Origin of the sequence: Paenibacillus sp. FSL F4-0122, assembly GCF_038002845.1 — a bacterium.
Lineage (GTDB): Bacteria > Bacillota > Bacilli > Paenibacillales > Paenibacillaceae > Paenibacillus_AQ > Paenibacillus_AQ odorifer.
On record NZ_JBBODI010000001.1, the window covers coordinates 1,126,217 to 1,151,380 of the forward strand.

At 46.1% G+C, this 25,164-nt stretch carries 22 protein-coding genes and 1 other annotated feature (1 of these 23 running past the window's edge); of the genes, 5 read left to right on the top strand and 17 right to left on the bottom strand.

Annotation, left to right across the window (positions count from 1 at the left end):
• Window positions 1-147: a binding site (T-box leader), on the bottom strand (it extends 148 nt beyond the left edge of the window).
• Window positions 148-189: 42 nt separating this feature from the next.
• From tsaD to MHH49_RS04845, 7 genes are all read right to left on the bottom strand, one after another.
• Entirely contained in the window at window positions 190-1,239 is a 1,050-nt protein-coding gene (gene tsaD, locus MHH49_RS04815; RefSeq protein WP_036676520.1) for a tRNA (adenosine(37)-N6)-threonylcarbamoyltransferase complex transferase subunit TsaD, read from the bottom strand.
• Window positions 1,236-1,760: a ribosomal protein S18-alanine N-acetyltransferase gene (gene rimI / locus MHH49_RS04820; protein WP_036676521.1), complete on the bottom strand. Its 525-nt coding sequence runs from the start codon at window positions 1,758-1,760 to the stop codon at window positions 1,236-1,238. The genes tsaD and rimI overlap by 4 nt, the downstream gene beginning before the upstream one ends.
• Window positions 1,757-2,587 carry a tRNA (adenosine(37)-N6)-threonylcarbamoyltransferase complex dimerization subunit type 1 TsaB gene (gene tsaB, locus MHH49_RS04825; RefSeq protein WP_341138772.1) on the bottom strand — a complete coding sequence of 277 codons (831 nt, stop codon included), beginning with the start codon at window positions 2,585-2,587 and terminating at the stop codon, window positions 1,757-1,759. The genes rimI and tsaB overlap by 4 nt, the downstream gene beginning before the upstream one ends.
• Window positions 2,588-2,592: 5 nt before the next feature.
• Window positions 2,593-3,075 carry a tRNA (adenosine(37)-N6)-threonylcarbamoyltransferase complex ATPase subunit type 1 TsaE gene (gene tsaE, locus MHH49_RS04830; protein WP_445667552.1) on the bottom strand — a complete coding sequence of 161 codons (483 nt, stop codon included), beginning with the start codon at window positions 3,073-3,075 and terminating at the stop codon, window positions 2,593-2,595.
• A 98-nt stretch (window positions 3,076-3,173) separates the two neighbouring features.
• Window positions 3,174-3,497 carry a multidrug resistance efflux transporter family protein gene (locus tag MHH49_RS04835; RefSeq protein ID WP_445667553.1) on the bottom strand — a complete coding sequence of 108 codons (324 nt, stop codon included), beginning with the start codon at window positions 3,495-3,497 and terminating at the stop codon, window positions 3,174-3,176.
• 146 nt (window positions 3,498-3,643) lie between these two features.
• Complete coding sequence (locus MHH49_RS04840) at window positions 3,644-3,829, bottom strand: H-type small acid-soluble spore protein (RefSeq protein ID WP_036676525.1); 186 nt, start codon at window positions 3,827-3,829, stop codon at window positions 3,644-3,646.
• Window positions 3,830-3,860: 31 nt separating this feature from the next.
• Window positions 3,861-4,031, bottom strand: coding sequence for a hypothetical protein (locus MHH49_RS04845; protein ID WP_162636663.1), 171 nt, complete (start codon window positions 4,029-4,031; stop codon window positions 3,861-3,863).
• A gap of 139 nt (window positions 4,032-4,170) precedes the next feature.
• On the opposite strand from MHH49_RS04845, the gene ku reads away from it, so the two are divergent.
• Both ku and MHH49_RS04855 read left to right on the top strand, forming a co-directional pair.
• Window positions 4,171-5,142, top strand: coding sequence for a non-homologous end joining protein Ku (gene ku, locus MHH49_RS04850; RefSeq protein WP_038568938.1), 972 nt, complete (start codon window positions 4,171-4,173; stop codon window positions 5,140-5,142).
• A gap of 12 nt (window positions 5,143-5,154) precedes the next feature.
• Entirely contained in the window at window positions 5,155-6,102 is a 948-nt protein-coding gene (locus MHH49_RS04855; RefSeq protein ID WP_038568937.1) for an ATP-dependent DNA ligase, read from the top strand.
• Here the strand turns inward: MHH49_RS04855 and MHH49_RS04860 are convergent.
• The 4 genes from MHH49_RS04860 to MHH49_RS04875 form a co-directional block, all read right to left on the bottom strand.
• Window positions 6,076-6,954, bottom strand: a complete 879-nt coding sequence (locus MHH49_RS04860) for a hypothetical protein (protein WP_341137939.1) — start codon at window positions 6,952-6,954, stop codon at window positions 6,076-6,078. The two genes, MHH49_RS04855 and MHH49_RS04860, sit on opposite strands and share 27 nt — an antisense overlap.
• A gap of 26 nt (window positions 6,955-6,980) precedes the next feature.
• Entirely contained in the window at window positions 6,981-7,796 is an 816-nt protein-coding gene (locus MHH49_RS04865; RefSeq protein ID WP_076104238.1) for a hypothetical protein, read from the bottom strand.
• Window positions 7,797-8,494: 698 nt separating this feature from the next.
• Window positions 8,495-9,679 (bottom strand): hypothetical protein, encoded by a 1,185-nt coding sequence (locus MHH49_RS04870; protein ID WP_076104237.1) that lies wholly within the window; start codon window positions 9,677-9,679, stop codon window positions 8,495-8,497.
• The gene (locus MHH49_RS04875; protein ID WP_341137940.1) at window positions 9,643-10,245 is read right to left on the bottom strand and encodes an RNA polymerase sigma factor; all 603 of its coding nucleotides are present in this window, start codon (window positions 10,243-10,245) and stop codon (window positions 9,643-9,645) included. The genes MHH49_RS04870 and MHH49_RS04875 overlap by 37 nt, the downstream gene beginning before the upstream one ends.
• Window positions 10,246-10,367: 122 nt before the next feature.
• On the opposite strand from MHH49_RS04875, the gene ligD reads away from it, so the two are divergent.
• The gene (gene ligD, locus MHH49_RS04880; protein ID WP_036676536.1) at window positions 10,368-11,252 is read left to right on the top strand and encodes a non-homologous end-joining DNA ligase; all 885 of its coding nucleotides are present in this window, start codon (window positions 10,368-10,370) and stop codon (window positions 11,250-11,252) included.
• A gap of 203 nt (window positions 11,253-11,455) precedes the next feature.
• Here ligD and MHH49_RS04885 read toward each other — a convergent pair whose 3' ends face one another.
• Both MHH49_RS04885 and cls read right to left on the bottom strand, forming a co-directional pair.
• Window positions 11,456-12,295 carry a YitT family protein gene (locus MHH49_RS04885; protein ID WP_235219386.1) on the bottom strand — a complete coding sequence of 280 codons (840 nt, stop codon included), beginning with the start codon at window positions 12,293-12,295 and terminating at the stop codon, window positions 11,456-11,458.
• A 240-nt stretch (window positions 12,296-12,535) separates the two neighbouring features.
• Window positions 12,536-13,966 (bottom strand): cardiolipin synthase, encoded by a 1,431-nt coding sequence (cls, locus tag MHH49_RS04890; protein WP_341137941.1) that lies wholly within the window; start codon window positions 13,964-13,966, stop codon window positions 12,536-12,538.
• 161 nt (window positions 13,967-14,127) lie between these two features.
• On the opposite strand from cls, the gene MHH49_RS04895 reads away from it, so the two are divergent.
• Both MHH49_RS04895 and MHH49_RS04900 read left to right on the top strand, forming a co-directional pair.
• Window positions 14,128-15,408: a M23 family metallopeptidase gene (locus tag MHH49_RS04895; protein WP_051490924.1), complete on the top strand. Its 1,281-nt coding sequence runs from the start codon at window positions 14,128-14,130 to the stop codon at window positions 15,406-15,408.
• A 37-nt stretch (window positions 15,409-15,445) separates the two neighbouring features.
• Entirely contained in the window at window positions 15,446-15,895 is a 450-nt protein-coding gene (locus MHH49_RS04900) for a bactofilin family protein (protein WP_038568928.1), read from the top strand.
• An 8-nt stretch (window positions 15,896-15,903) separates the two neighbouring features.
• On the opposite strand, the gene MHH49_RS04905 is transcribed toward MHH49_RS04900, so the two are convergent.
• The 4 genes from MHH49_RS04905 to MHH49_RS04920 form a co-directional block, all read right to left on the bottom strand.
• Entirely contained in the window at window positions 15,904-16,692 is a 789-nt protein-coding gene (locus MHH49_RS04905; RefSeq protein WP_341137942.1) for an ABC transporter permease, read from the bottom strand.
• Window positions 16,685-17,611, bottom strand: a complete 927-nt coding sequence (locus MHH49_RS04910) for an ABC transporter ATP-binding protein (RefSeq protein ID WP_235219382.1) — start codon at window positions 17,609-17,611, stop codon at window positions 16,685-16,687. Before MHH49_RS04910 ends, MHH49_RS04905 begins: the two co-directional genes overlap by 8 nt.
• A 171-nt stretch (window positions 17,612-17,782) precedes the next feature.
• Window positions 17,783-22,378, bottom strand: coding sequence for a glutamate synthase large subunit (gene gltB / locus MHH49_RS04915; protein WP_038568924.1), 4,596 nt, complete (start codon window positions 22,376-22,378; stop codon window positions 17,783-17,785).
• Window positions 22,379-22,754: 376 nt separating this feature from the next.
• A complete protein-coding gene (locus tag MHH49_RS04920; protein WP_038568922.1) occupies window positions 22,755-25,109 on the bottom strand; it encodes a YhgE/Pip domain-containing protein in 2,355 nt (784 codons plus the stop codon).
• Window positions 25,110-25,164 lie beyond the last annotated feature (55 nt).

The following is a 25,164-nucleotide window of genomic DNA, read 5'->3' on the forward strand; positions in this document are numbered from 1 at the left end:
CGGTGTACAAACGTTCCGGCGACAATTGCCAGTAATGCTTCCACCGCTCCGCTCCCAGACGAGTTCAGGACTCCTTCGACTGCGTTGCACCCACCCGCAGTTCTCTTATCCCAGAGTATCCTTACTACTTCCGCTCATCGCGTTTGCTTGTTTAATTGAACTGATTATACTCGTTAGCTCCAAATGATGTCAATAGGCAGATACAGACCATTGTTCCAGTGAGAATCCAGGGTCAGCAACCATATCCAGCGGTATTCCACCGTCATGCTGCCACTTCACGTACGCAGCTGCTCCAATCATCGCCGCATTATCAGTGCAATATACCGGGGGCGGAATAATAAGTTCAATGCCCTCCGTTTCACAGCGCGAGATTAATGCCGAGCGGAGTCCACCATTAGCAGCGACACCCCCACAGAGCAATAACTGTTTGGAGTTAGTGGCTTTAACGGCGCGTACCGCCTTTTCCACCAGCACTTCTACTACCGATTCTTGGAACCCCCGGGCGATGCCTGCGACATTGGGTTCAAGACCTTTCATTTTGCTCTGATTCACCACATTCAGCACCGCCGATTTTAGACCGCTGAAGCTGAAATCATAAGAGTTCGGCTCCAGCCATACCCGCGGCAATGCAACAACTTCCGTCGCTTCGCGTGCCAGGCGGTCTACATGGGGGCCACCGGGATAAGGGAACCCAAGCGCCCGAGCCACTTTATCATATGCTTCACCTACAGCATCATCACGCGTGCGGCCGATAATTCGAAACTCACCCTCACGCTCCATATGAACCAGTTCAGTATGTCCACCTGACACCACTAGTGTCATGCAAGGATACTGCAACTCTGCAACCAGGCGGTTAGCATAGATGTGGCCTGCAATATGATGCGTGCCAATTAACGGCTTGCCCCATGCAAGGGCAAGGCTTTTAGCTGCTACTACCCCGACCAGTAAAGCGCCCACCAACCCCGGGCCTTGAGTCACCGCTACCGCAGTCAATTGTTCGGGTGTAACGCCTGCCTTGGCGAGCGCTTCCTCGATTACGAGCGTAATTACCTCCACATGTTTACGGGAAGCCACTTCTGGCACCACGCCCCCAAAAGCGCGATGTGTCTCTATTTGACTCGAGATAATGTTGGATAACACTTCTGATCCGTTTTTGACCACGGCCACCGAGGTTTCATCACAACTGGTCTCTATAGCAAGTATTAGTACAGGTTGAGCTGCGCCTGTTTCTGTCTTCATTTCAAGTCCACGCTTCCTTCCAAATAGCCATGCTCCTTATACTCCGGTAGATCCGCCCACATAATGAGTGCATCCTCGCGATTATCGGAATAATATCCTTTGCGCGTGCCGGCAGAACGAAAGCCTTTTTTACGATATAAATTCTGAGCTACCTCGTTGGATACCCGCACCTCAAGTGTAATGGACTTCATGCCTACGTAAGAGGCAGTATTCATTAACTCTTCCAACAGGCGCTCACCCCATTTACGTCCACGATAAGCTTCGAGTAAGGCAATATTCGTCACATGCGCCTCATCCACGATAGCCCACATTCCAGCATAGCCAATTATATGACCCGCCAGCTCCATGACCATGTATTTAGCAAAATGATTATGCGTCAGCTCATTCCGGAAAGCTTCCTCTGTCCACGGCATGGTAAAGGCTTCGCGCTCAATAATAAGAATGTCCGGTATATCCTCCAGCTTCATCAGGCGAAAAACAAGATCAGCCTCTTGTGCTCTCAATGATTCCACTTCCGTCATCGTTTTAAGCCTCCTTTACTACTTAACCGCAGATTGGCCTCCGCTTCCGAAATCTGAGTATAGTTAGGGATTAAGCTATGAATATCATCATTCTCTACTTGCAGCCGGGCTTCACCAAGGAAGCCTGTCCAACGCCCCTCCAGCTCATAAGGAACAGCTACAGAAGTGCCGAGTTCCGCCAGCGGATGTAGTGATTCTTCACTGCCATGTACAGTGGTTTCTCCAACAAACCATAGAATAGCTGGTTTAGTTCCTTCGGCTGAAGCCTGTTGTAAACGTTCTGCCAAGTACTCCACCCAGTCGGCCATCAACCGGATGGCATCTGGTTCAAGGCGGCTGAGAGCACTATTCCCATCCGCTGCGAATAACCCTGTATAGACCTGTCCCCGGCGCGCATCCATCAGTGGAATGATCCAGTCTGGACCGTAGCCACTGTTCGCACTAGCTTGTCCTGACTCTGCTGTCGTCTTATTCTTAAGGGCTGTTTCATACCCACCCCATGCCACAGCATGCAGGCTCGAAACACCAACTACTGGGACATTCCATGCCCAAGCCAGCGTTTTGGCAGCCGTAACCGCGATCCGTGTTCCCGTATAAGATCCCGGACCCACACCAACTGCAATCCCGCCCAGATTAGCAACGGTTGTTCCCGAAGCTTGCAGCGCCTGCTCTATAATCGGCAGCAAATGCACCGAATGATTCCGTTCACCGGAAGCATTAATTTCATGCAATAATTCTCCATTTTCGGTCACTGCAACCCCCAATACAGCAGTTGATGTATCCAGCGCTAAAAGCCGCTTGCGCGGCTCTGTATTCTCATTCGTCATATTCATTAACCCCACTTCTGGATCAGCTCCCGGCAAAGCTCACCATAAGGCGCCCCGATTCCGGTCACCGTAATGATTCGTTCCTCCGGTCCAACTGTTTTCATGTATATATGCATATGCCGCGGCGGCATTAACTCCGTAATAATACTGCTCCATTCTACCAAACAAACACCCTGACCATAGAAATACTCATCCAATCCAAGCTCATCTGCTTCCTGAAGTGAAATCCGATATACATCCATGTGATATAACGGCAGACGACCTTCGTACTCTTTAATAATAGTAAAAGTAGGACTGTTTACGATCCCTTTCACTCCAAGATGGCGAGCGTAACCTTGCGAGAAGGCCGTTTTTCCTGCGCCTAGATCACCGTCCAAACCGATAACCATTCCTGCCGTTGAAGCAGCAGCTATTGCACTTGCCAGTTGCTCCGTATCCTGCAGATTGTAAGAACGGTACGTGAACACCGTTTCGACTGTTTTGTCCAACTACAACTACCACCTTTTAAAATATCCCTGTCGAAAACCATTACATTCAATTATATCGGTATGGTCCATCCACCGCAACAACTGTCCCTGCCCATTGTTTAAGCCGAAGGAGGTACAGCCCTCTTTTTCACTTGCATGGTTAAGCTGGATTTCGATACAGAACGCTGTGAAAAAAGGCTATGTAGAATCATTCCAGGGATAATCACTAAGATTCCGACCCATGACAATAAAGAAGGTGAAGGCGAAGACAGGATCAGCATTTCACCTAATAATGCGAATAATACCTCCAGAGATTGAGTGGCTTCGACTACCGCTAATCCGCTCATACTGCTCCTTACCATATCCGTAGCTTGAAAAAATAATACTGTCGCAATAACTCCTGAACTCAGCGCAACAATAATGGACTTTCCTGCCTGACCCAATATATTGGTTTAAATCTTACACCGTCAACCTTGATGTCAATTATGCTCCAAATCAAAAAAGAGACCTTTACGCAAACTTAAGCATAAAAAGTCTCTTTTTTTAAAACTATAATTCAGCTTTAACGTACGCTCTAAGTAGACCTTTGTTAGTGCTCTTGCTCTTCGAGTCGTTCAACACCCACAGTGTGCGTATTGGTTGGTCGAGAACCAACTTGTACCGTAGCCATTCCGTTCTCTTCATCCACATGTTCAATCCATACAGGCTCCCCATCCAAATGTACACTTACCGTTTCTTTAGAAGCATAAATATCCTGTGCCCGTTTGACGTCCACAACTGTTCTCCTCCTTTATCTTTCCTAAAGTTTACGATTCTAAGGGTGATGTATCTTCGAGGGTTCGTTCCGCATCCAGCTTTTCCGAATCGGATACCTGACTGGCCTCCGCGGGTGCAATAATGCTCTCCCAATCCACAACTGTGGCCGGAATATCCTGCTCGCTCAGCGCATCGCTCCATTCGTTATCTCTTGGTTCCATACCTTAGATTCTCCTCCTCAACTTCACAGGTCCGAGTTTATTTTTTCCCAAGCTTCTCAAAAAATGCACCCGGCTAGAAAAGCCTTTCCTGCCTCATACTAACCCAAAGCAAATCAACTTAGATCAGGAGGTGTTTCTCATGCATACCGTTTGGAAAGGAGCCATAAGCTTCGGGCTTGTGCATGTTCCGGTTAAAATGTTCTCCGCTACGGAAGACAAGGACATTTCTCTGCGTTATATCCATAAGGAATGTGGCAGCCCACTGTCGTATGTACGCAAATGCCCGGTATGTGACAAAGAAGTAGCTTGGGAAGAGATCGGTAAAGGATATGAGTATGAAAAAGGGAAGTTTGTTCTCTTCGACAAAGAGGAATTGGATCAACTATCCGACGAGACCAGTAAAAGCATCTCCATTCTCGACTTTGTTGACCTGACGGAAATCGATCCGATTTATTTTCAAAAAACCTATTATTTATCCCCGGATCAGGCAGGCTCAAATGCTTATCGACTTCTTATGGAGGCCATGAAGCAGACAGGTAAAATTGGCATCGCCAAAATTTCAATTCGCTCAAAAAGCAGTCTGGCAGCGATCCGTGTGCTTGAGGATTGCCTTGCGATTGAGACCATTTTTTATCCCGATGAGGTGCGGCCGATCTCACAAGTGCCCGGTCTGCCCGAAGCAGGGACAGTGAACGATAAAGAGCTGGAAATGGCTAAGCTGCTGATCTCACAGCTATCCACTCCTTTTGATCCGGCAAAATATACCGATGATTATCGCCAGCGTATGCTTGATCTGATTTCACATAAAATTGCAGGCGAGGAATTTCATATCGCTCCTGCTAAACAGGAAAGCAATGTGATTGATCTAATGGCTGCCTTGCAGGCCAGTATTCAAGCTGTGCAGCATATTCCTTCAGACCCTGGTCCTTCATTAACAGGCACCACAAAAACCAAAACTAAAGCGGCTCCTGCTGCCAAAAGAAAAACAACCAAGACCAAAACAACCGCCGCGGAACCTGCGGAGCAGCAAAACGAGGTCTCCGGGCCGACTCCTGTTATTACGCCGAAACCGAAACGCCGCAGCACAAAAAGCAAAACAACCGTATCTTAGGAGGCTCTGCGGATGAAGCTTCAGCCCATTATTCCTTTTGAACCTATACTGGCTGGGCAGCTTCCAGCAGGTGACCAGTGGATCGCACAAATTAAATGGGACGGTGTGCGGATGTTGTCCTATTACGATGGAAGCACTACTCAGCTTATTAACAGACGTGGCAATTACCGTACCATGCAATACCCGGAGCTTACTGATGTATCTGCTTACTGCAAGGCTGGCTCCGTTATTCTTGATGGTGAGATTATCGCACTCAAGGACGGCAAACCCTCATTTCACGAGGTGATGCGGAGGGACAGTTTAAAAAATGGTTCCACGATTTCCGTCGTTAGGCATCAGGTTCCTGTCATTTATATGATTTTTGATATTCTGTTTTATAATGGCCAATCGACGATGGATCAACCATTATTCTTGCGGCAGCAGCTGTTAAGTGACATTCTGCTGCCCCATCCCCATGTTCAAGCTGTGCCAAGTTATACCGATCCTACAGAACTGTTCGCCGCCACTCAGAACCAGCGTTTGGAAGGAATCGTCTGCAAGGACATCAACAGTACTTATGCTCCGGGCGGAAAAGATAAACGTTGGCAGAAACGCAAAATCAGTTCTGATATTACAGCTGTAGCCGGGGGTGTGACGTTCCGTGACGGTATCGTCAACGCACTACTTCTTGGTCTTTATGATGATAAAGGAAATTTGCATTATATCGGACATGCCGGTCCGGGCAAATTGACTGTACAGGATAAACGCGACTTAACTGCGGAGGCACACCGCCTTAAGCTGGATCGGATGCCCTTTGCCGATGTTCCACAGCGAGGCAAGGGTGCTTTTTGGATAAAGCCGGAGCTCGTCTTCAAAGTTCATTTTCTGGAATGGAACACCTCAGGCACTCTGCGTCAGCCTGTTACTCAAGCTAAAGTGGATCTTCCCCCGGAGTCATGCACAATGGAGCAAAAAGGATAAATTAATAAAGAAACGTCCTCCCAATCTGAAGTGGGAGGACGTTTCTTGTTGCACTGTAAGTCTTGTTACAAGGGCCTCCAGCTCTGCCTTTGTCTGCGCAGTATTTTTTGTACTCGTAAGCGTATAATCGACACTTCCATCAGCACTGGACCATACCAGCTGGACTTTAAGATCTCCGTGATGAGGCCCAAAAACTGTGTAAACCGCCTCAACTCCGTTGATGTTCAAATTCTCATCTTGGTCGCCAGGCAGCTGGGCCAAAGTCACCCCTTCCGGTAGCGTGTATGCAGGTGCAGATCTTAAATTCACCCTCTCTCCATTTCGTAGATAGGTGATAGAAGTTTCTGTATTGCTCCACTTCAAGCTTTGCGAAATCACCTTTTTGCCAGCAGCTTGGGCTTTAGCTTTTAACTGATCCCTGAGAGTCTTATACTCTGAGCTAAAAAACATTGGAATCACTGGATTTAAAACGACATCCTGTAACTTATAATCCTCTGGTAGAGAAGTGGGTATCAGGAGTGACTTCCCGCTTAAGGAAAAAAACTTCTGCGCCGCTTCGTTTATAGAACTGAATCTATATGGCATATAGCTTATACTCAAGGTTTCATGTGGATTAGATTTCTTATCATTTACATACAGAACCTTAAGTTCGCCTGCTTGTAAGGGAACCGTATTTTCTTTGGCAATCAAAGCTTCAATCGTTGAAGATACGGGCGTATTCTGCTCAACGGGTGCGGTAGCTTTACTTTTATTATTACTCCCCGCAGGCACTGCGCCTGCTGTTCCACTCACCGCACTCATCAATACTAATAAGCTTAAGGCTGTAATCGCCGCGCTTTTCTTAATCGTCATTATAATATCCTCCTTTAGCCCCTTGGTTATTTGATCATGGTTTTAGCTACCGCCAACATTTCATTTGTCGTCAGCGTACTAGCCCGATTGTCTGAAAGGGTATATTGTATCGTGCCTGAGTTATCCAGCCACACTAGCTTTGTGTTAAAGCTTGCGTCTTTAGCGGAATCAGTTGTAAGTACTACTTTCCTGCCGTTGACCGTTAATTCTTTCTTAGTTTCCGAAGCTCGTACAAAAGGTACCGCTCCTTCTGGAAGTTTGGCGGGCGGCGACCCAGTTACAATGCTAAAATTAGCTTTTCCTTTGGCATACAGCTGCATAGACAAATTCGTCTGGTTCCAGCTGATGATTTTACTAAACAACTGTTTATTAGAATTACCAGCAGCTGCTGCTGCTTTCAATTCCTGCTCTAGTTGCAAGTACAGCTCTGAATCATTAGCTACAGCCGGTGGATAGATGATGGCTGTCGCCAGAGTGAAGCCTTTGGGAAGATTTCCGGGCTGCGGAGAAGACGGACCCTTTAGCGCTTTAAACTTAGCTGCAAAGGATTTATAGTCTTTAAAAACAAACCCTTTACCAGAGAAGCTGATCGTATCCTGTGGATTGGAGACTTTATCCCGTACGTAGTAGGCCAAAAGCGAACCTTCCTTCACTCCAGCTACGAGTGCCTGCAATTCCTTTTGAGTCTTCTGATCAGTTTGTGATGCAGCCTGCTGTCCTGATGCCACCGCAATTGTAAGGGACAAGCCAGGTACATCCTCACCCCCGGCCACTCCTGTTCCCAGCAAGATTGCTGCAGAGAGTGCGATCAGTGTTTTTTTGAAATCATAATGAAGCTTCAATTTCTAACATCCTCTCCTTCAAAATGGTAATGTATTTTCACCACTTTTTTTAACTACACTTCTATAACAATCCATCATTAGAAAAAGGGACATTTTCTCACAAAAAAGAGGCTGTCCCAAAAGCCATGAAATAGTTGCTTGGGACAGCCTCTTTTTTGTTCTTAACATTACAAGTGACGCATTAAGTGATGCTCCTAAGGATGCAATATGTGAAGCACTTATAGAACAATTGGGGGATTTCTCCCTAAAATTCAGAGATTTCTGTTCATCGGACTTATAATTAGGGAAAACTTCCCTGAAATTCAGCCAATTCGGCAACGAATAAAGAAATTCCCATGATTATTAGGGAGGAATTCCCTGATTTCGTTCATTTAGGGCAAATAGCGGCTATTTTCAGGGAGTTTTTCCCTAATTAGTTTAAAGCACTCTATACATTGCACAAACACAGAACGTAACGCCCATAGTCCACCGTCACATATACCACTAATTCCACAAAATCATCTACTGCAAGCCGCACGAAAATCACACATAGCACATCGCCCACCGCCCCAACCAGTAGCATAGAACACTACGCGTGGCATATCGTCACATGGCACAGTAATATCCATTACTTTTCCTATTCCATAAAAAAAGCTGCCTCCCAAGTAGAATTCACTACTTTTGAGACAGCTTCTCATAATGTACAGTTAGAACAGTAGCTAGTGAATAAAACTGGTGGCAATCTTTTGCCATTGCTCACGAGTCAGTTTACTCTCCTGCTTGTCGCTTAGAGAAAGAACCATCTGGGTGGCTTCATCATACCAATACAATCGATTCTGAGAAGACCAAGCTTTCTTCCCTTTTCCAGTACCCGCCGCGATAAAAACTGCCTCTTTCCTCGTGCCTGTCACAGACCATTTTTCAGCAGTCTGGCCTTCCAAGATAGACACTTGCATGGTATAACCCCTAAAGGCACTCTGCCTTAAGGATAGTGTTATTCTTTCATGTCCCTTGTGGTAGGTAACTTCAGCATTATCTATGGAATTTACAGCTATCTTCTCCATAAACAACTTTTGGCCAGTTTTATCGGTTGTAGCCTTTTTTTGAAATTGTTCAAGGATTTCTTCATATTCTGTGTCTAGCGACCTGTATAGGGGAGCTGCATTAAAAGTTCCTTGCTCGAATTCATAACCATCAGCTAACGAGGAAGGCAACCCTGGCCAGAAATCGCCAACATTTTTTAATTCTTTTACGAAGTCTTGATATTTCGAATACACCGGCGAAATAAAAGCAAACTGCAATTGATTTCCATAGCCTAACCCTAACTCCAGCTTATTTAATTCAGCATCCTTCACATAATAAGCAGCCATTTCCCCAGTGTTTAAACGAGCAAGCACTTGCTCTTTATAAGTCATAGATAAGCTCTGATACTTCTCTATCGCAGGCGAGGTTGTCGGATCAGGCGTATTATTATGCACCGTCTTCACAACAGCCTTCCCTCCGCTGTTCACTAGTGTAATAATACCACCTTGGGGTTTTGTGATATCAATTGTAAACTGGCTACCTTGTTCCGATAACTTTCCATGTTCAGACAGCTGCAGAGCACCCAACCCGATAATCCCCAGCAATACAGCCGCGGAGACTCCAGTGAGCACTCTTTTTCTAAACCTAGACGGGTGTTGGGGCATCTCCTTTTGCTTCTGCATAATAGGATCTTCCGGTTCTGGGAACGGCTTCAGCTCGCTAACCATGCTCGTCCTTTCACCGTCAATCCTATTCTGTTGTTCATGAATTGCTCTTACCCGCTTCATAACAGCTGCTTTTACATCCAGCTCTTCGCAGCTCCCTACCGCATCCATTTTCTTGATCATTTTCTCTTCAACAAAGCCTCGTTGCCGCACCATTCCGTTCCCCCTTTCTGAGCATTCAGCATTTTGCCAAGCTTCGTAATCGTTCGCCTGTATTTCTTCTTCACAGCATCAGTATTCTTATCCAGAATCTCCGCAATCTCCGGGAAGCTCTGTTCCTCAAAGATTCTAAGTACTAACAAGTTTCGCTCCTCTGTCTTTAGCTTCGCGAGGGCAAAAGTCAGATGTTCGTTAAATATGTAACGGTCCATCAACTGTTCCGGGCTTTCCGCAGGCGGATCTGGTTGAAAAAGCGCCATAAACTTTATTTGGCTTTGACGTTTGCGGATCATACTGAGGCAATGATGGTAGGCAATTTTATATAGCCATGAAGAGAAGCTCGCGATAGGGCGGTATGTGCCTATACGCTGATATGCCTTTACCAGAATTTCCTGTACTGCATCCTCCGCTTCAGTACGGCTCCCAAGCAGCCGACAGCAATAGCGGTAAATCGGCTTTTGAAAAGCCTCGACGATCAAGGCATAGGAATCTACCTCGCCTGCCTGTACCCGAACAACGGTGTGCTCGATCCCGTCCAAAATCAGCAAACTCCCCTTTCTCATTAACGTATATCCTTATAAGTCTTATGATCATCCAAAAGGGACACTTTGGGAATATTTTTTTCATGAAAAGGAGCAGACTGACACATAATACCTTCATTCCTATCACAGAAAGGAGTTTCCCGATGCCGGCAGCGATCAAAGGTACAATTACCATAGACGGAGAAGAAATCATCATCACTAATCCAGAGAAGCTGCTGTGGCCTGAATGTGGCATTACAAAACGGATTTATCTGCAAAAGCTCGCTGCACTCTCTCCCTATCTGCTGCGTTATTGCCGAGACCGGCTGCTTACCGTCATTCGTTATCCGCACGGCATCTCTGGAATGTCCTTTTATCAGAAAAATGCACCTGATCCGCTTCCAGCCTTTGTCCAAACCGCTGTACACGAGAATATTAACTATATCAAGCTGCAAGGCTTACCTGAGCTGATCTGGCTGGGGAATCTGGCTGCTTTGGAATTTCACCCTTCCCTGCATTATGTAGGCAGCGAACTGCCCTGTGAATGGATGATTGATCTTGATCCTTCACTTGAAATCGAACCTCGTATCATGGAAGCAACTGCGATCGTTGGGGCGGTTTTAACCTCCCTTGGCCTCTCCTCTGTACCCAAAACCTCTGGTGCTACCGGGGTGCAGATCATCGTCCCTATCGAGACTGGTGTTACTTTTGATGGATTGCGGAAAATCGGGCATTTTGTGGGTCGTTATGTCACCGAAAAGCATCCCAACCTGTTCACCCTGGAACGTCTAAAAAAGAATCGCGGAGATAAAATCTATTTTGACTACCTCCAGCATTATAGCGGCAAAACATTAGCTGCACCTTACACACCGCGTGCAAGACCGCTTGCTACAGTTTCTACCCCCTTGCTCTGGGAGGAGGTTCAGCAAAATGTATCTCCCTCTAATTTTCATCTGCTTAATATCGAGGAACGCCTTCAGCGTATGGGAGATCTTTTAGAGAAAGTGCCACCACAGCCCGTTGAACAGCTCATTGCTAAGCTCCCATAAAGGAGCAATCCCATTGAAAAAAGCCCCAAAAACAGCAATAAGCCCGCAGCATCAACTACATGCTACGAGCTTATTTGGCGTCCCACTCAAGGACAGAAGGTATACTATATAAGAATACGGCATGCCGAGCTTTGTTCACCGTATTTATTGCTTTTTTATCCGTAAAAATACCTTCTTTCAGTTAATGATACTTAAGAGCTACGCTAGTGGATGGATTTCTTCTTGAAGCGGCCACCTTTAACATCATGGATGTTACCTATTGCGATGAATGCATCAGAATCCCAATCTTCAACAATGGTTTTAAGCTTAGCTTCTTCCAGACGGGTGATAACTACAAAGATCACTTTCTTGTTCTCACCGGAAAATCCGCCTTCTCCATCTAAATAAGTAACACCACGTCCAAGACGCTCTGTCAGAGCTTCCCCAATATCGCGGAATTTATCGCTGATAATCCATACTGATTTCGATTGATCCAGACCCTCAAGGGTAATGTCAATAACCTTAAATGCAATATAATAAGCAATCAGGGAGAACATCGCGTTATTCCAACCGAACACAAATCCTGCTCCGGACAAGATGAACAGGTTGAAGAACATAACTACTTCACCTACAGAGAAGGGAAGCTTCTTAGCCACTAAAATCGCAACAATTTCTGTACCGTCTAGAGATCCCCCGAAACGTACAACCAACCCAACACCTACACCTAGTATGATACCGCCAAACACGGCAGCAAGCATCGGTTCAACTGTAAAGGCCTCTACATGATGCAGCATTGAAGTGCCGATAGACATAAGTAAAATCGCATATAAGGTAGATAAGGCAAATGTCTTACCGATTTGCTTATAACCGATTAACAGGAACGGAAGATTGAGCAGTGTCAATAAAATACCCAGAGGAATGTCGAATAAATGTGATAAAATAATGGAGATACCGGTAATCCCGCCATCAATCATTTGATTAGGTACTAGGAATATCTCAAGTGCAACAGCCATCATGGCGGCCCCAATGGATAACATAACCATACGCTGCGCGAACTTAGCCATTTTATGGGCACCGGTCTTCTGCAGTTTGTTCTGCTCCTCTTTGGTAAACATTTGTGGACTCACATTCATAGAACTCCCCCTACAATTTAACAATATAGTTTTGAAACATTCGGAAGTATAATTACAATCTATACTTTCTTACATTTCTTCTTATACAATTATTATATCACAAAATATGCTCTAATAATGAATGGAACACGTACTATCCTTCGAAAAATTCAGATTTAGTCCTCTTTCCGGTCATAACAGCGGTGATAACAACTGACATAGCCCTTCACCGAGTTTGACAATTCTCCCTCTCTCCTTAAATTTTACAGGATCAATGAATTCACTGTTCTTTTGATCCTTTTCAAACCCCGCGACTAGCACTGCTATCGTCTCAGGATGCAGCAAAACCGCTGTCATTTCGAAATTAGAATAGAAGCTGCGCATATCCAGATTCGCACTTCCCACCGTACCCAGCAGATCATCCACAATCATGACTTTGGCATGCATAAATCCTTTGGTGTAGCGATAGAACTTCACGCCTGCATCTTGTAAATTCTCCAGATAAGACAAAGAAGCATGATAAACGAGCTTATTATCAGGCTTCGCCGGAATGATGATTCTAACATCCACTCCACGAAGGACTGCACTCTTCAAAGCACGACAAATCGCAGGGTCCGGAATAAAATACGGCGAAGTAATCCAGATCCGTTCCCTAGCAGAGCAAAAAGCGGCAAAATACATCTCCTGAGAAGCATCGATCGCAGCATCCGGTCCACTTCCTACAATCTGCACGGCTTCTTGCTCCTTACAAGAGTGCTCAGGGAACAAACGAGGATGGCTCATACCTTCACCAGAGGCCAGTCTCCAATCCTTCAGGAAGACATACTGAATATAATAAACAGAATCTCCTTCTAGACGCAGATGAGTATCGCGCCAGTAACCCATCTTGGCGTCCTTTCCTAAATAATCATCCCCGATATTCATTCCACCCGTAAAACCAATCAATCCATCCACCACTAGGATCTTCCGATGATTGCGGAAATTAAAACGACGATCCAGTAAAGAACTAACCGGAGGTAAAAAAAAGTGGAACTCCACCCCGGCATTTCTCATGGTTCGAATAAACCTACGGCTTAATCGATGACTGCCCAGTCCATCACAAAGCAAACGCACCTTAACTCCCTGCCGCGCCTTTCGAATCATAACGTCCTGAAATTGCTCTCCGATCTCATCATCACGATAAATATAAAATTGCATGTGGATATGTTCTTTTGCCTCTTCCATGGCTTTCAGCATTGCGTCGTACGCTTCTCTCGCAGTTGACAGTACTCTGCTTTTGTTATGGCCTGTAATAGGCCCTTCCGAGAGCTTTGCAAGCAAAACCAATAAACCTTCGTTATTCTCAAACTGAGCGTTTCCAGTATCCGACGCTTGTTTTACTACCTTAATCTTGCCAGTGACATACGAACGAATTTCCCGGAAGAGCGAAGTACATCTTTTGTTCAATTTTCTATTCTGTCTGTAGTCACGACCTAGAAAATAATAGAATGCCAGACCAAGCGGTGGACAACAGAAGGAAATAAACAACCATGCTATAGCCCTTTGCGGGCGGCGGTACTCCAGAAATACAATCAATGCAATCTGTATGATAAAAAGAATTAGAATTATCGCAAAAATCTTCAATTCTCTACCCCCTCAATTAATAAAAACAGATGCAATAGACTCTCTGCGATGACTCTAGTACAGGTTTTGCCGTAACTCTCCTTCTTTATTCAAACAAACCGTTGTCATGTTCCTGAAAGATATGGAATACATAGAGTAGTAGGACAATTCGGATGAGCCTAATGGAAGAAAAGTCGTTAGCCTCAGGTATCGCAAGCGGCTGCCATAAGCCGCAGAAAGGAGAAGCCATGAAGAGTCAGCCAGATCATAAACGGATTACGCTGCTTGTCGTAAGGGATGCCGGACGTCCAGTCAAACAGCTCCACATCTCCAAACCGCTAGCGTTCGCTTTGCCGGCAGCAGCAGCCCTCTCTATCTCCAGTCTGGTCACCTCTATGCATTTCCATGCCTCTCAGTCCATCTCACAGCTAGAAGCCGAGGCAGCCGCACTATCGCTAACCAATCTCCGCATGGAAATGAAGGTCGCCGACAAGGATAAAGATTTAACCCAGCTTCGTAGCCAGGTCAGCGAACTTTCGGAAGAGGCAGATAACATTAAAGACAAGCTGAAGAGTGTAAATGCACTGGAACAGGAGCTGCAAGCATTGATTAACAAAAGCAAAGGTGCTGCTGCCGCTACAGACACGAATGAATCCCAACCGGAGAAATCCGCAACAGAAAAATCAAAAGCTGGATCGGCCACTTCAAATTCAACATTAGGTTTATCGAGCCGTCTTTCTTCTCCTGTTCCTAAAGAGACCTCCTTTAAGCAGAGTACTGAAGAGAACTCATCTTCCACTTCTCTATCCGCCATAAGTTTCCGCTTTGGAGCCATTACTGCAGCCCTTCCAAAAACACTCACCCCACAGGTTGGTGGAGAATACATCGCGGTGTATCAGAACGACGCTACAAGCTTGGTGGAAGAAACTAAGGATGACTTTGAGGAGATTCACGGAATGCTTGATGAAATGGTGGAAAGTATCACACAGACAATCACACAGGCAGAGCATGAGAATAACGTACAAGCAAATCTGCAAGCTCAAAAGGCCCGTGCAGAAAAGGCTAGACTTAACGCAGTACCGCTTTGGCCTACCGAGTCCAAAGTTATTTCTTCAAGCTTCGGCTACCGCTCAGATCCATTCAAAGGTTTGTCTGCTTTCCATTCCGGTGTCGATATTGCCGGGAACATCGGTGATCCTGTATATGCTGCCTTAGATGGCGAGGTTATTACTGCGGAACAAATGGGCGCACGCGGAAAATACATCGTGCTTAAGCATTCAAACGGGTTGGAAACCTGGTACATGCATTTGAACGGAATGAACGTATCTGCCGGAGACAAGGTTAGCAAGGGGCAAAAAATCGGCTTGCTTGGAAGCACTGGCCGAAGCACAGGTCCTCACCTTCATTTTCAGGTTGTGAAGCAGAATAAAACTGTCAACCCTTTGGCGTATGTCAAACCCTAAGGATTCATTCAATTTATATAATAGGAGGAATTTATAAATGTGGAACAAACGGCAGCAGCGTGTCCCCTTTAAATCTACCGATTCCCTAATAGGGCATGGAGGAACACTGGAGGGCAAGGTGCAATGCGATACAAACCTGCGGATTGAGGGTACCTTTAGCGGTGAGATTATTTGCAGTGGTGTCGTGACTGTAGGAGAAGAAGGAACAGTGCGTTCCAGTATTAAAGCGGAGGAAATCGTGATTGCCGGCAAAGTATACGGGGATGTTACCGCAGACCGCAGACTCATTATGACCGGAACCGGGGAGTTACATGGCAATATTTCTGCAGGAGCACTTAGCATTATGGAAGGCAGCCTCCTGAATGGCTCCATTGCCATGCAAGAACAGCCCACCTCTGAAAAAGCAGGTGAGCCCAAAAGTAATATGAAAAAGGACAAGGCAGCCAAGCGCTCCTCCAAAGCACAAGGAACACTCGAAGCCGGCTAGACTTATTTCTATGAGGCAACGTCCCTTTTACGGAAGACAATCCAGGAAATGGCCAGGAATAGGATATAGTACACCGCTAGTACAGCTATGGAGAAGCCAAGTGTAGAGCCCCCCGGACCCGTATCCGACAATAGGTAGTCTCTTAGATCCATATGTGTGAAGATCAAGTATTGGGCCCATTCAAACCGTTCTGGACTAAAAATAACCGTAAAAATACTCTTGGCAAACATAATAAATAAGGATAATCCAATAGCCAGTCCACTTGCGCGGAATACGCTAGATACCATGAAAGCCAGAGCAGCGGTCAGGAAAAGCTCAATGTAACGACATAGGAGATCTAGGAAGGAATATTCCGCTGGGCTCCAAGCCGTAATGGATGACATCGTATCTCCCGAAGATGAGGAGAAGATTAACGAAGCAGCAAAGCCAAAAGCAATCAATACTGCGGTGCTAAGCAAACTGAATAACACCATGGAAATATATTTCGAGAGCAGGATCTTGGAGCGACTCCACGGGCGAATCAGCAGCAGCTTGATGGTTCCCCAGGTAAATTCGCCCGCTACGGAGTCAGAAGCCACTACAACGGTAAATATTGTATTCAAGAAGAACGCAATACTCACCGTCATCTGAAAGTTGTCCCAAAGCCCCATAAGCGATGAATCGCCTTCGCTTGTGAAATAAATAAGCGCAGGAAGCAGCACGCTCATCACCGCAAGAATAAGCAGCATAATCCATGTGCGGACACGGCTGTATATTTTGATATTCTCATTATGTATGAGAGCTGTAAATTCACCCAATTCCTTCACCTCCTGTAACCTCTAAGAATTGATCCTCCAGCGTACGGGCAAGGGCTCTGATGCTATACACCTTAATCCCACCTGCCACTAGCTTGGCATTTAATTCTGCGATCTCCTCACGCTCTGCCTCAAGCACAAGTCCCCCACTCTTAAATACTCCACGTCCAATGAGGGCTAGAGCAGCTTCAGCATTATCAACCTCGAACAAGGTTTCTCCCAGAGGCATTGCAGTATTGCCTACCCCTTTCAGCTGCTTCACATCCACCAGTCGTCCATTTTGGATAATCGCCACGCTGTCACACATGAGCTCCATCTCGGAAAGTAAATGACTGGAGACGAATACAGTTGTTCCTTCTTCCTGACATAAACGTCGTAAATAGTCTCTAAGCTCGCGTATCCCTTGTGGATCCAGGCCGTTGGTTGGCTCATCTAGAATCAGCAGCTTGGGTCTGTGCAGCAGTGCCTGAGCCACTCCCAGCCTCTGACGCATTCCCAGTGAATAGGTCTTAACTTTGTCATGAATTCTTTGACCTAGTCCAACTAGCTCGACGACCTCGTCTATCCGTTGCTTCGTTACCCCTGGCACCATCCGTGCATATTGGCGCAGATTCTGATAACCGGATAGGAACTTGTACATCTCAGGATTTTCTACAATGGCCCCTATATTTGCGATAGCCTCTTCAAAATGGTTTTTAATACTACGGCCACAGATCAAGATGTCTCCACGACTAATGGAAATCAACCCCACCATCATCCGTATTGTAGTAGTCTTACCTGCTCCGTTGGGCCCCAAAAAACCGAAGATTTGTCCAGGCGGGATGTCCAGCGTTAAATCGCTCACCAGCGTTTTCGAGCCGATTTTTTTGGTGACTCCCTGCAGGCGGGCAACAGGCTCCATCAATATTTCTGTATTCGACATAGTCTCACTTCCTTTCATCTATAACCTAGTTTACCACATATACCCTTTTTCCCGAAAATCACTAGAGGATACGAGTCTGCCATCTAAAAAAAAGGAACCTGACTTCTCCGGCATTAGGAAGAGTCAGGTTCCCTTATTCATTTAATTCCTATTTCATTCAGGTACAGCAGTTTAGCCGCCAACACGGGCAAGCTCGCGCATATTCGCTTCAAATGCAGCCATCAACGCAGCTTCTCCGGTCAATCCGGTTTGTTCTACCTTGCGAATTTGCTCCATCATCCGTTTGTAATCCTTCGGAATGACACGAACGAAGTTCGGCAAGCTATCTGCCCACTGATCCAGTACCCGTGCGCCAGCCGCACTACCTGTAAGCTCGGTATGGCGGATAATCAGCTCACGCAGCTCTTCGATCTCCTCAGACTCTTCCACTCTCTCGAGCAGTACCATTTCGAGATTGCAGCGGCCGATGAAGGTTCTATCCGGGTCGTAGACATAAGCGATACCGCCTGACATCCCTGCCGCAAAGTTACGGCCAGTTTCACCAAGGACAACCACTCGGCCTCCAGTCATGTATTCACAGCCGTGGTCACCCACGCCTTCTACAACAACCTTCGCTCCGGAGTTACGGACGGCAAATCGTTCACCAGCGATACCGTTGATATAAGCTTCTCCACCTGTTGCACCGTAGAATGCAGTATTTCCGATAATGATATTGTCCTCAGCAGCAAAGGTAGCTTTCGGAGATGGCTTGATAATAATCTTACCACCTGACAATCCTTTACCTACATAGTCATTGGAATCTCCTTCCACCGTAAGTGTGATCCCCTTAGGCACGAATGCACCCAAGCTTTGACCAGCAGAACCGGTGAAATGAAACCGAATCGTATCATCTGGCAAACCTGCGGCCCCATACTTGCGGGTCAGCTCGCTGCCAAGGATAGTTCCGACGGCACGATTAACGTTCGTGATTGGCAGCGATGCCTCAACAGCCGTACCCGATTCCAATGCAGGTGCTGCCAGGTCGAGCAGCTGCGAGACATCCAGTGTCTCTTCCAGACCATGATTCTGGTATTTACTGCGGAAGCGTGTGCTTCCTTCCGGTAATTCCGGTGTATGCAGCAGGCTGCTCAAATCTATGCCTTTCTTCTTCCAATGCTTCGACGCCTGAGTTGCGTCTAGGCAATCGGTACGGCCTACCATCTCTTCAATTGTACGGAAGCCGAGACTTGCCATAATTTCACGTAGATCCTGTGCCACGAAGGTCATAAAGTTAACTACATGCTGCGGATCCCCAGTAAAGTTCTTACGAAGATCCGGATTCTGGGTAGCTACACCAACCGGACAAGTATCCATTTGGCAGACACGCATCATAATACAGCCAACAGATACTAGCGGAGCAGTAGCAAATCCATACTCTTCGGCCCCAAGCAATACAGCTACAGCCAGATCGCGGCCGCTTAACATTTTACCATCTGTTTCTAGAACAACACGGTCACGCAGATTGTTGAGCATCAATGTCTGATGGGTTTCAGCCAAGCCAAGCTCCCACGGAAGACCCGCATGACGAATGGAGTTCATCGGCGATGCCCCTGTACCTCCATCATAGCCACTAACCAAGATAATATCAGCGCGCCCTTTGGCTACACCAGCAGCAATCGTACCCACTCCAACTTCCGATACGAGCTTAACATTAATGTTTGCACGTGGATTTGCATTCTTCAGATCATAGATCAGCTCTGCCAAATCCTCGATTGAGTAAATATCATGATGCGGTGGAGGTGAGATCAGACCGACACCCGCTGTTGAGCCACGTACTTCAGCGACCCAAGGATAAACTTTACGTCCTGGAAGCTGTCCACCTTCCCCTGGTTTAGCGCCCTGAGCCATTTTAATCTGGATCTCATCAGCGTTAACTAGGTAGTTCGAGGTAACACCAAAACGTCCGGAAGCTACTTGTTTAATCGCACTGCGGCGTGAATCACCATTGCTATCCGGAATATAGCGAGCTGGATCTTCGCCGCCTTCCCCCGTATTACTCTTGCCACCGATACGGTTCATCGCAATGGCCAGTGTCTCATGTGCTTCCTTACTAATGGAACCAAAGGACATTGCACCCGTCTTAAACCGTTTCATAATAGACGATGCCGGTTCTACTTCTTCCAGTGGAATCGGTTCATAGGCTGACTTGAATTGCAACAAGGAACGAAGCGTCAATTGCTTCTCGCTTTCTCCTTGAACAAGGGCAGCATATTTCTTGTACATATCATAATTCCCACTACGCACAGAGTGCTGAAGCAGATGAATGGTCTGTGGATTGAAAAGATGCTCTTCCCCATCATTACGCCATTGATAATCGCCACCGGAATCAAGCACCTTATCATTTCCGTCTTTTTCTGTAAAAGCACGGTTATGATGGATAAGTGCCTCAGTTGCCACTTCCTCCAGGCCAATACCGCCAATCCGGGAAGGTGTCCAAGTAAAGTAGCGATCCACGAACTCAGAGTTCAGACCCACAGCTTCAAAAATCTGCGCACCGCGGTAAGATTGAATCGTCGAAATTCCCATTTTGGAAAGAATCTTAACTACGCTCTTAGTCGCAGCTTTAATATAGTTCTTCACTGCTTTTTCATGCGAGATTCCCCGCAATAAGCCTTGGCCGATCATATCATCCAAGCTTTCAAAAGCCAGATAAGGATTTACTGCGCTCACCCCATAACCGAGCAACAGCGCATAATGATGGACTTCACGTGGTTCACCGGATTCCAGTAAAATACTAACTTTCGTCCGTGTTCCTTGGCGGATCAAATGGTGATGCAGACTCGATACCGCAAGCAGCGCTGGAATCGCAGCATTCTCACTGTCCACACCCCGGTCAGTCAGAATCAGAATGTTATGCCCTTTAGCCATAACACGGTCAGCAGCCTCGTTCATGCGCTCAAGCGCGATGCGTAATCCTTCTGCCCCAAGCTCAGCCGGGAAAAGAATTGGAATAGACATCGATTTGAAGCCTGCACGGCGAACATGGCGAATCTTAGCAAAATCTTCGTTCGAAAGAATTGGCGTTTGCAGCGAGATCTGGCGGCAGCTTTCCGGTTCCGGTTTAAGCAAATTACGCTCTGGTCCAATCGTAGTCGTTGTGGATGTAACCAGCTCTTCACGAATGGCATCGATGGGTGGATTCGTTACCTGAGCAAACATTTGTTTGAAATAGTTATAGAGACGTTGCGGGCGGTCCGAAAATACAGCGAGTGGAGCATCATAACCCATGGAACCGACAGCTTCAGCACCAGTAGATGCCATTGGCTCAAGCACCTTGCGCAAGTCTTCAAAAGTATAGCCAAAAGCCTGCTGTAGCTGTTGTACATTGTCATGCTTAGGATTTGGCAGTTCAGGCGCATCCGGAAGCTCATCAAGACTGATCAAATGCTCATCCAGCCACTGGCGATAAGGCTTCTCAGAGGCGATAGCCGATTTAACTTCCTCATCTGAGATAATGCGGCCTTCCTTCGTATCCACAAGCAGCATGCGTCCAGGTTTCAGGCGGTCTTTATATAAGATGTCCTCTGCTGGAATGTCCAGTACACCGGCTTCTGAGGATAAAATAATCATATCGTCTTTCGTTACATAATAACGAGCAGGACGCAGACCGTTACGGTCCAGAATAGCGCCGATTTGTATCCCATCGGTAAAGCCCATTGCAGCAGGCCCGTCCCATGGCTCCATTAGAGTACTGTGATATTCATAAAATGCTTTTTTATCAGCATCCATACTATCATGATTGCTCCATGGTTCAGGAACCATCATCATGGCTACCTGTGGCAGGGAGCGTCCGCTCAAATAGAGAAACTCAAAGGTGTTATCGAACATTGCAGTGTCCGATCCATCCGGGTTAATAACAGGCTTGATCTTGTTCAGATCTTCACCAAACACTTCGCTCTTGAACAATGACTGGCGTGCATGCATCCAGTTCACATTACCACGCAAGGTGTTGATCTCACCGTTGTGGATCATAAAACGGTAGGGATGCGCACGTTCCCAGCTTGGGAAGGTGTTCGTGCTGAAACGGGAGTGAACTAACGCGATCGCTGATTCCAGCTCTTCGTTCTGCAAATCCAGGTAGAATTGTCCGACTTGTTCTGTAGTCAGCATGCCCTTGTATACAATCTTACGGCACGACAAGCTTGGTATATAGAAGGATTCAGCCTCTTCTACACCACCGTAACGAATGGCAAGCTCCGCACGTTTGCGGATAACATAAAGCTTACGTTCAAAAGACAATTCATTCGTGACCGAAGCCGAGCGGCCGATAAACACTTGACGCACAAAAGGCTTAGCAGCTTTCGCTGTCTTGCCAAGCATTTCATCATAGGTAGGTACATCACGATAGCCGAGTACTATTTGACCTTCTTCAGCAATAATATTGCTTAAGAGGGCTTCATGCTGCGCCCGAACTTCTTCGTTATGAGATAAAAAGATCATGCCCACGCCATAATGGCCTTGTTCCGGCAAAGTAAAGCCTAGCTTCTGAGCTTCACTTGCAAAGAAACGGTGCGGAATTTGAAGCATGATACCTGCTCCGTCACCAGAGTTGGGTTCGCTACCTTGGCCTCCCCGATGCTCCATATTAAAGAGCATTGTCAAAGCATTACTTACGATATTGTGAGACGGTGTGCCTTTAATATGAGCTACAAATCCCATGCCGCAAGCATCTTTTTCGAACTGGGGATCATACAGGCCCTGTTTTACGGGCAGTTCAGTGTGTTTCATCGAACGCAACCTTTCTATTATAAAGTATGCAATGTCTTAGGAAAATTTTTCACATGAAAATCTTAATAATTATTCAATCCAGATTAGTGCTATTATTTTATCACCGAGGTAACATCAGCGCAATTTAAACTTTTTTATGATGCTGATTAACATTTGTTTTTGCATCACAGCTTTAGCGAGTAAAAGTTTAAAAAAACTTCACGATGCATAATTATACATAAATAACGCATAAGTGCATATGCAATGAAAGCGTTACAAGATTTTTCATCCCTTCTAATATGTTTGCAAGAAAAAGGGTTTTTATGATTTTAAATCAAAAAAAGCGTCTCCCGGAGGAGACGCTTTTTTATACTTTTTTTTCAAAAAATCTATCAGTTTATACAGTCAAAACTTGTTCACTTTTCACTCCAACTTCATTCTCACGGCTACGAGTCATGAAGTAAGCGAAGGTAAGAGCAAGGAATCCAAGACCAAAGATTGCCAGGATACCTACATCTCCCCACATTGCACTGAAGTCACCTGTAGAAATTACTGCTTTAAGACCACTAACTGTGTAAGTCATTGGAAGCAGTGGATTAAAGAATTTCATCCAGTCAGGGATCAATTCAAGTGGGAATGTTCCGGCACTAGTTGTTAATTGGAAAATAAGAATAACGATAACAACGAAACGTCCCGGTTGATCCATCCAAGTAACAATCGCTTGAACTACCCATGTGTAAACTAAACTTGTTAAGAATGTAAATACGAAGAATAGCGGTTTACTTTGTACTTCCAATCCAAGTCCATACAATACAACCACAGCAGCCAGCATAGACTGGATAAAGCTCATGATTGTGAAAGTAAGCGTACGGCTAATGAAACGGTTCATACGGCTAGCACCAAGGACAGCCGAATCACGCATTGGAATAACAATTGTTGAAATCAAAGCACCTACAAACAATCCAAGGGATAGGAAGTAAGGAGCAAAACCTGTACCATAGTTCGGAACATGATTCACAACTTGATCCTCAACCACCACTGGTTGTGCGAACATTTCCATCATTGCATCTGTTTTGTTCACACTGCCTGTTTTTTCAGCAGCATCGCCAAGCTTAGTTGCCAGTTCTGTTGATCCAGATTTCAGATCATCCATACCATCTTTCAGCTCGCCTGCGCCATCAGCCAGTTTTTTCGAACCATCTGCTACAGCACTGATACCGGAACCTAGTTCGCCTACACCGCTTAACAGTTTTGTAGTACCATCGCCAAGCGCTTTACCGCCTTCAGCCAGCTTGCTGCCTCCAGCTGCAGCTTCTTTAAGCTTCGCACCAAATTGTTGCATCCCTGCATTCAGCTTATCTCCACCGGTTACAAGTGCAGATGCGCCTTGTGCCAGTTTTTGTTGTCCTGTCAAAAGCTGTGTGCTACCAGCATTTAATTGCTGTGCTCCATCATGCAACTGAGTTACACCAGCAGCTAACTGCTGTGAACCCGAGTGCAATTGAGTTGCACCTTGTGCCAGCTGCTCTTGCCCACTGTGGAGTGCAGTAGCACCCTGTGCCAGCTGCTCTTGACTTTGTTGCAGTTGCTCACTGCCTTGTGCCACAGCTGCACTGGCTGCCAGCAGCTTCTGTACCGCTGGATTTTGTGCCAGCTCAGGACTAGCCTGTGCCAATTGCTCCAATCCTTGAGCTACCGCTTTAGCACCCTCAGTTACCTTCGTGCTGCCTGCGGCGGAAGCTTGCAAACCTGCTTCCAGTTTCGCGCTGCCATCTACGGAAGAAGTTAAGCCTGCTTCCAGCTTCGCGCTGCCATCAACTAAAGATTGTGTTCCTGCTTGTAGTTTAGAAGTACCATCCACAGCAGACTGCGTTCCCGCCTGAAGCTGTGTTGCCCCTGTTACAGCTTGTTTCAAGCCGTCACTAAGTTGTTTACTGCCGGCAGCACTCTGTGCAACACCGTCTTGAAGCTGCGTATGTGCAGTAGACAGTTGTTGCAATCCGCTTGCCAACGTGGTTGATCCTGTTTTAAGCGCCGTAGCACCTGCATTCAAATCAGTCACGCCTTGTGTAAGGGGTTCTACACCATTTTGAAGTTTACCTGTACCATCTGTCAGTACAAGTAGATTATCTTTCAGCTTCAAGGCTCCGTCATCTAGCTTACCAGCGCCATCAGCGATCTTGGAGGCTCCATCTCCTGCTTCGCCCAATCCATCAGATACTTCTGTAATCTGATTGAATACAGACTCTACATAAGCTTCAGTTACTTTAGCAGATACTTTATTTTTAATTTCTGCTACAGCCGTACCACCGATTTGACCAGCCAAGAAGTTGTAACCTTCATTTGGCTCATAAATAATTTTTGCAGGCTGTGGTTCATCATCCATAAGAGTAGTAGCTTTAGCAGAAAAGTCTTCCGGAACAATGATCGACATATAATAAGTATTGTCCTTCATTCCTGCTTCCGCTTCTTCAAGGGAAACGAAGTTCCACTGGAAGCCGTCGGTTACCTTCAACTCTTCTATAAGATCATTACCGGCTTGTAGTTGCTTGCCTTCATAATTAGCGCCGACATCCTGGTTGACCACAGCAACCGGAAGCTCATTCATCTTGCCATACGGATCCCAGAATGCCTTCAGGAAGAATCCGCTGTACATCACCGGAATAAATAGGATAGCAATCATTGGAATTAGCACCTTCGGATTTCTAAGGGCTGCGCCAAGATCCTTGGTAAATACGGATAATGATTTCATTCTGGTTCTCTCCTTATGAGCTTATGCTCTCTTTAAAATGCTTTGTTTGCGAAAT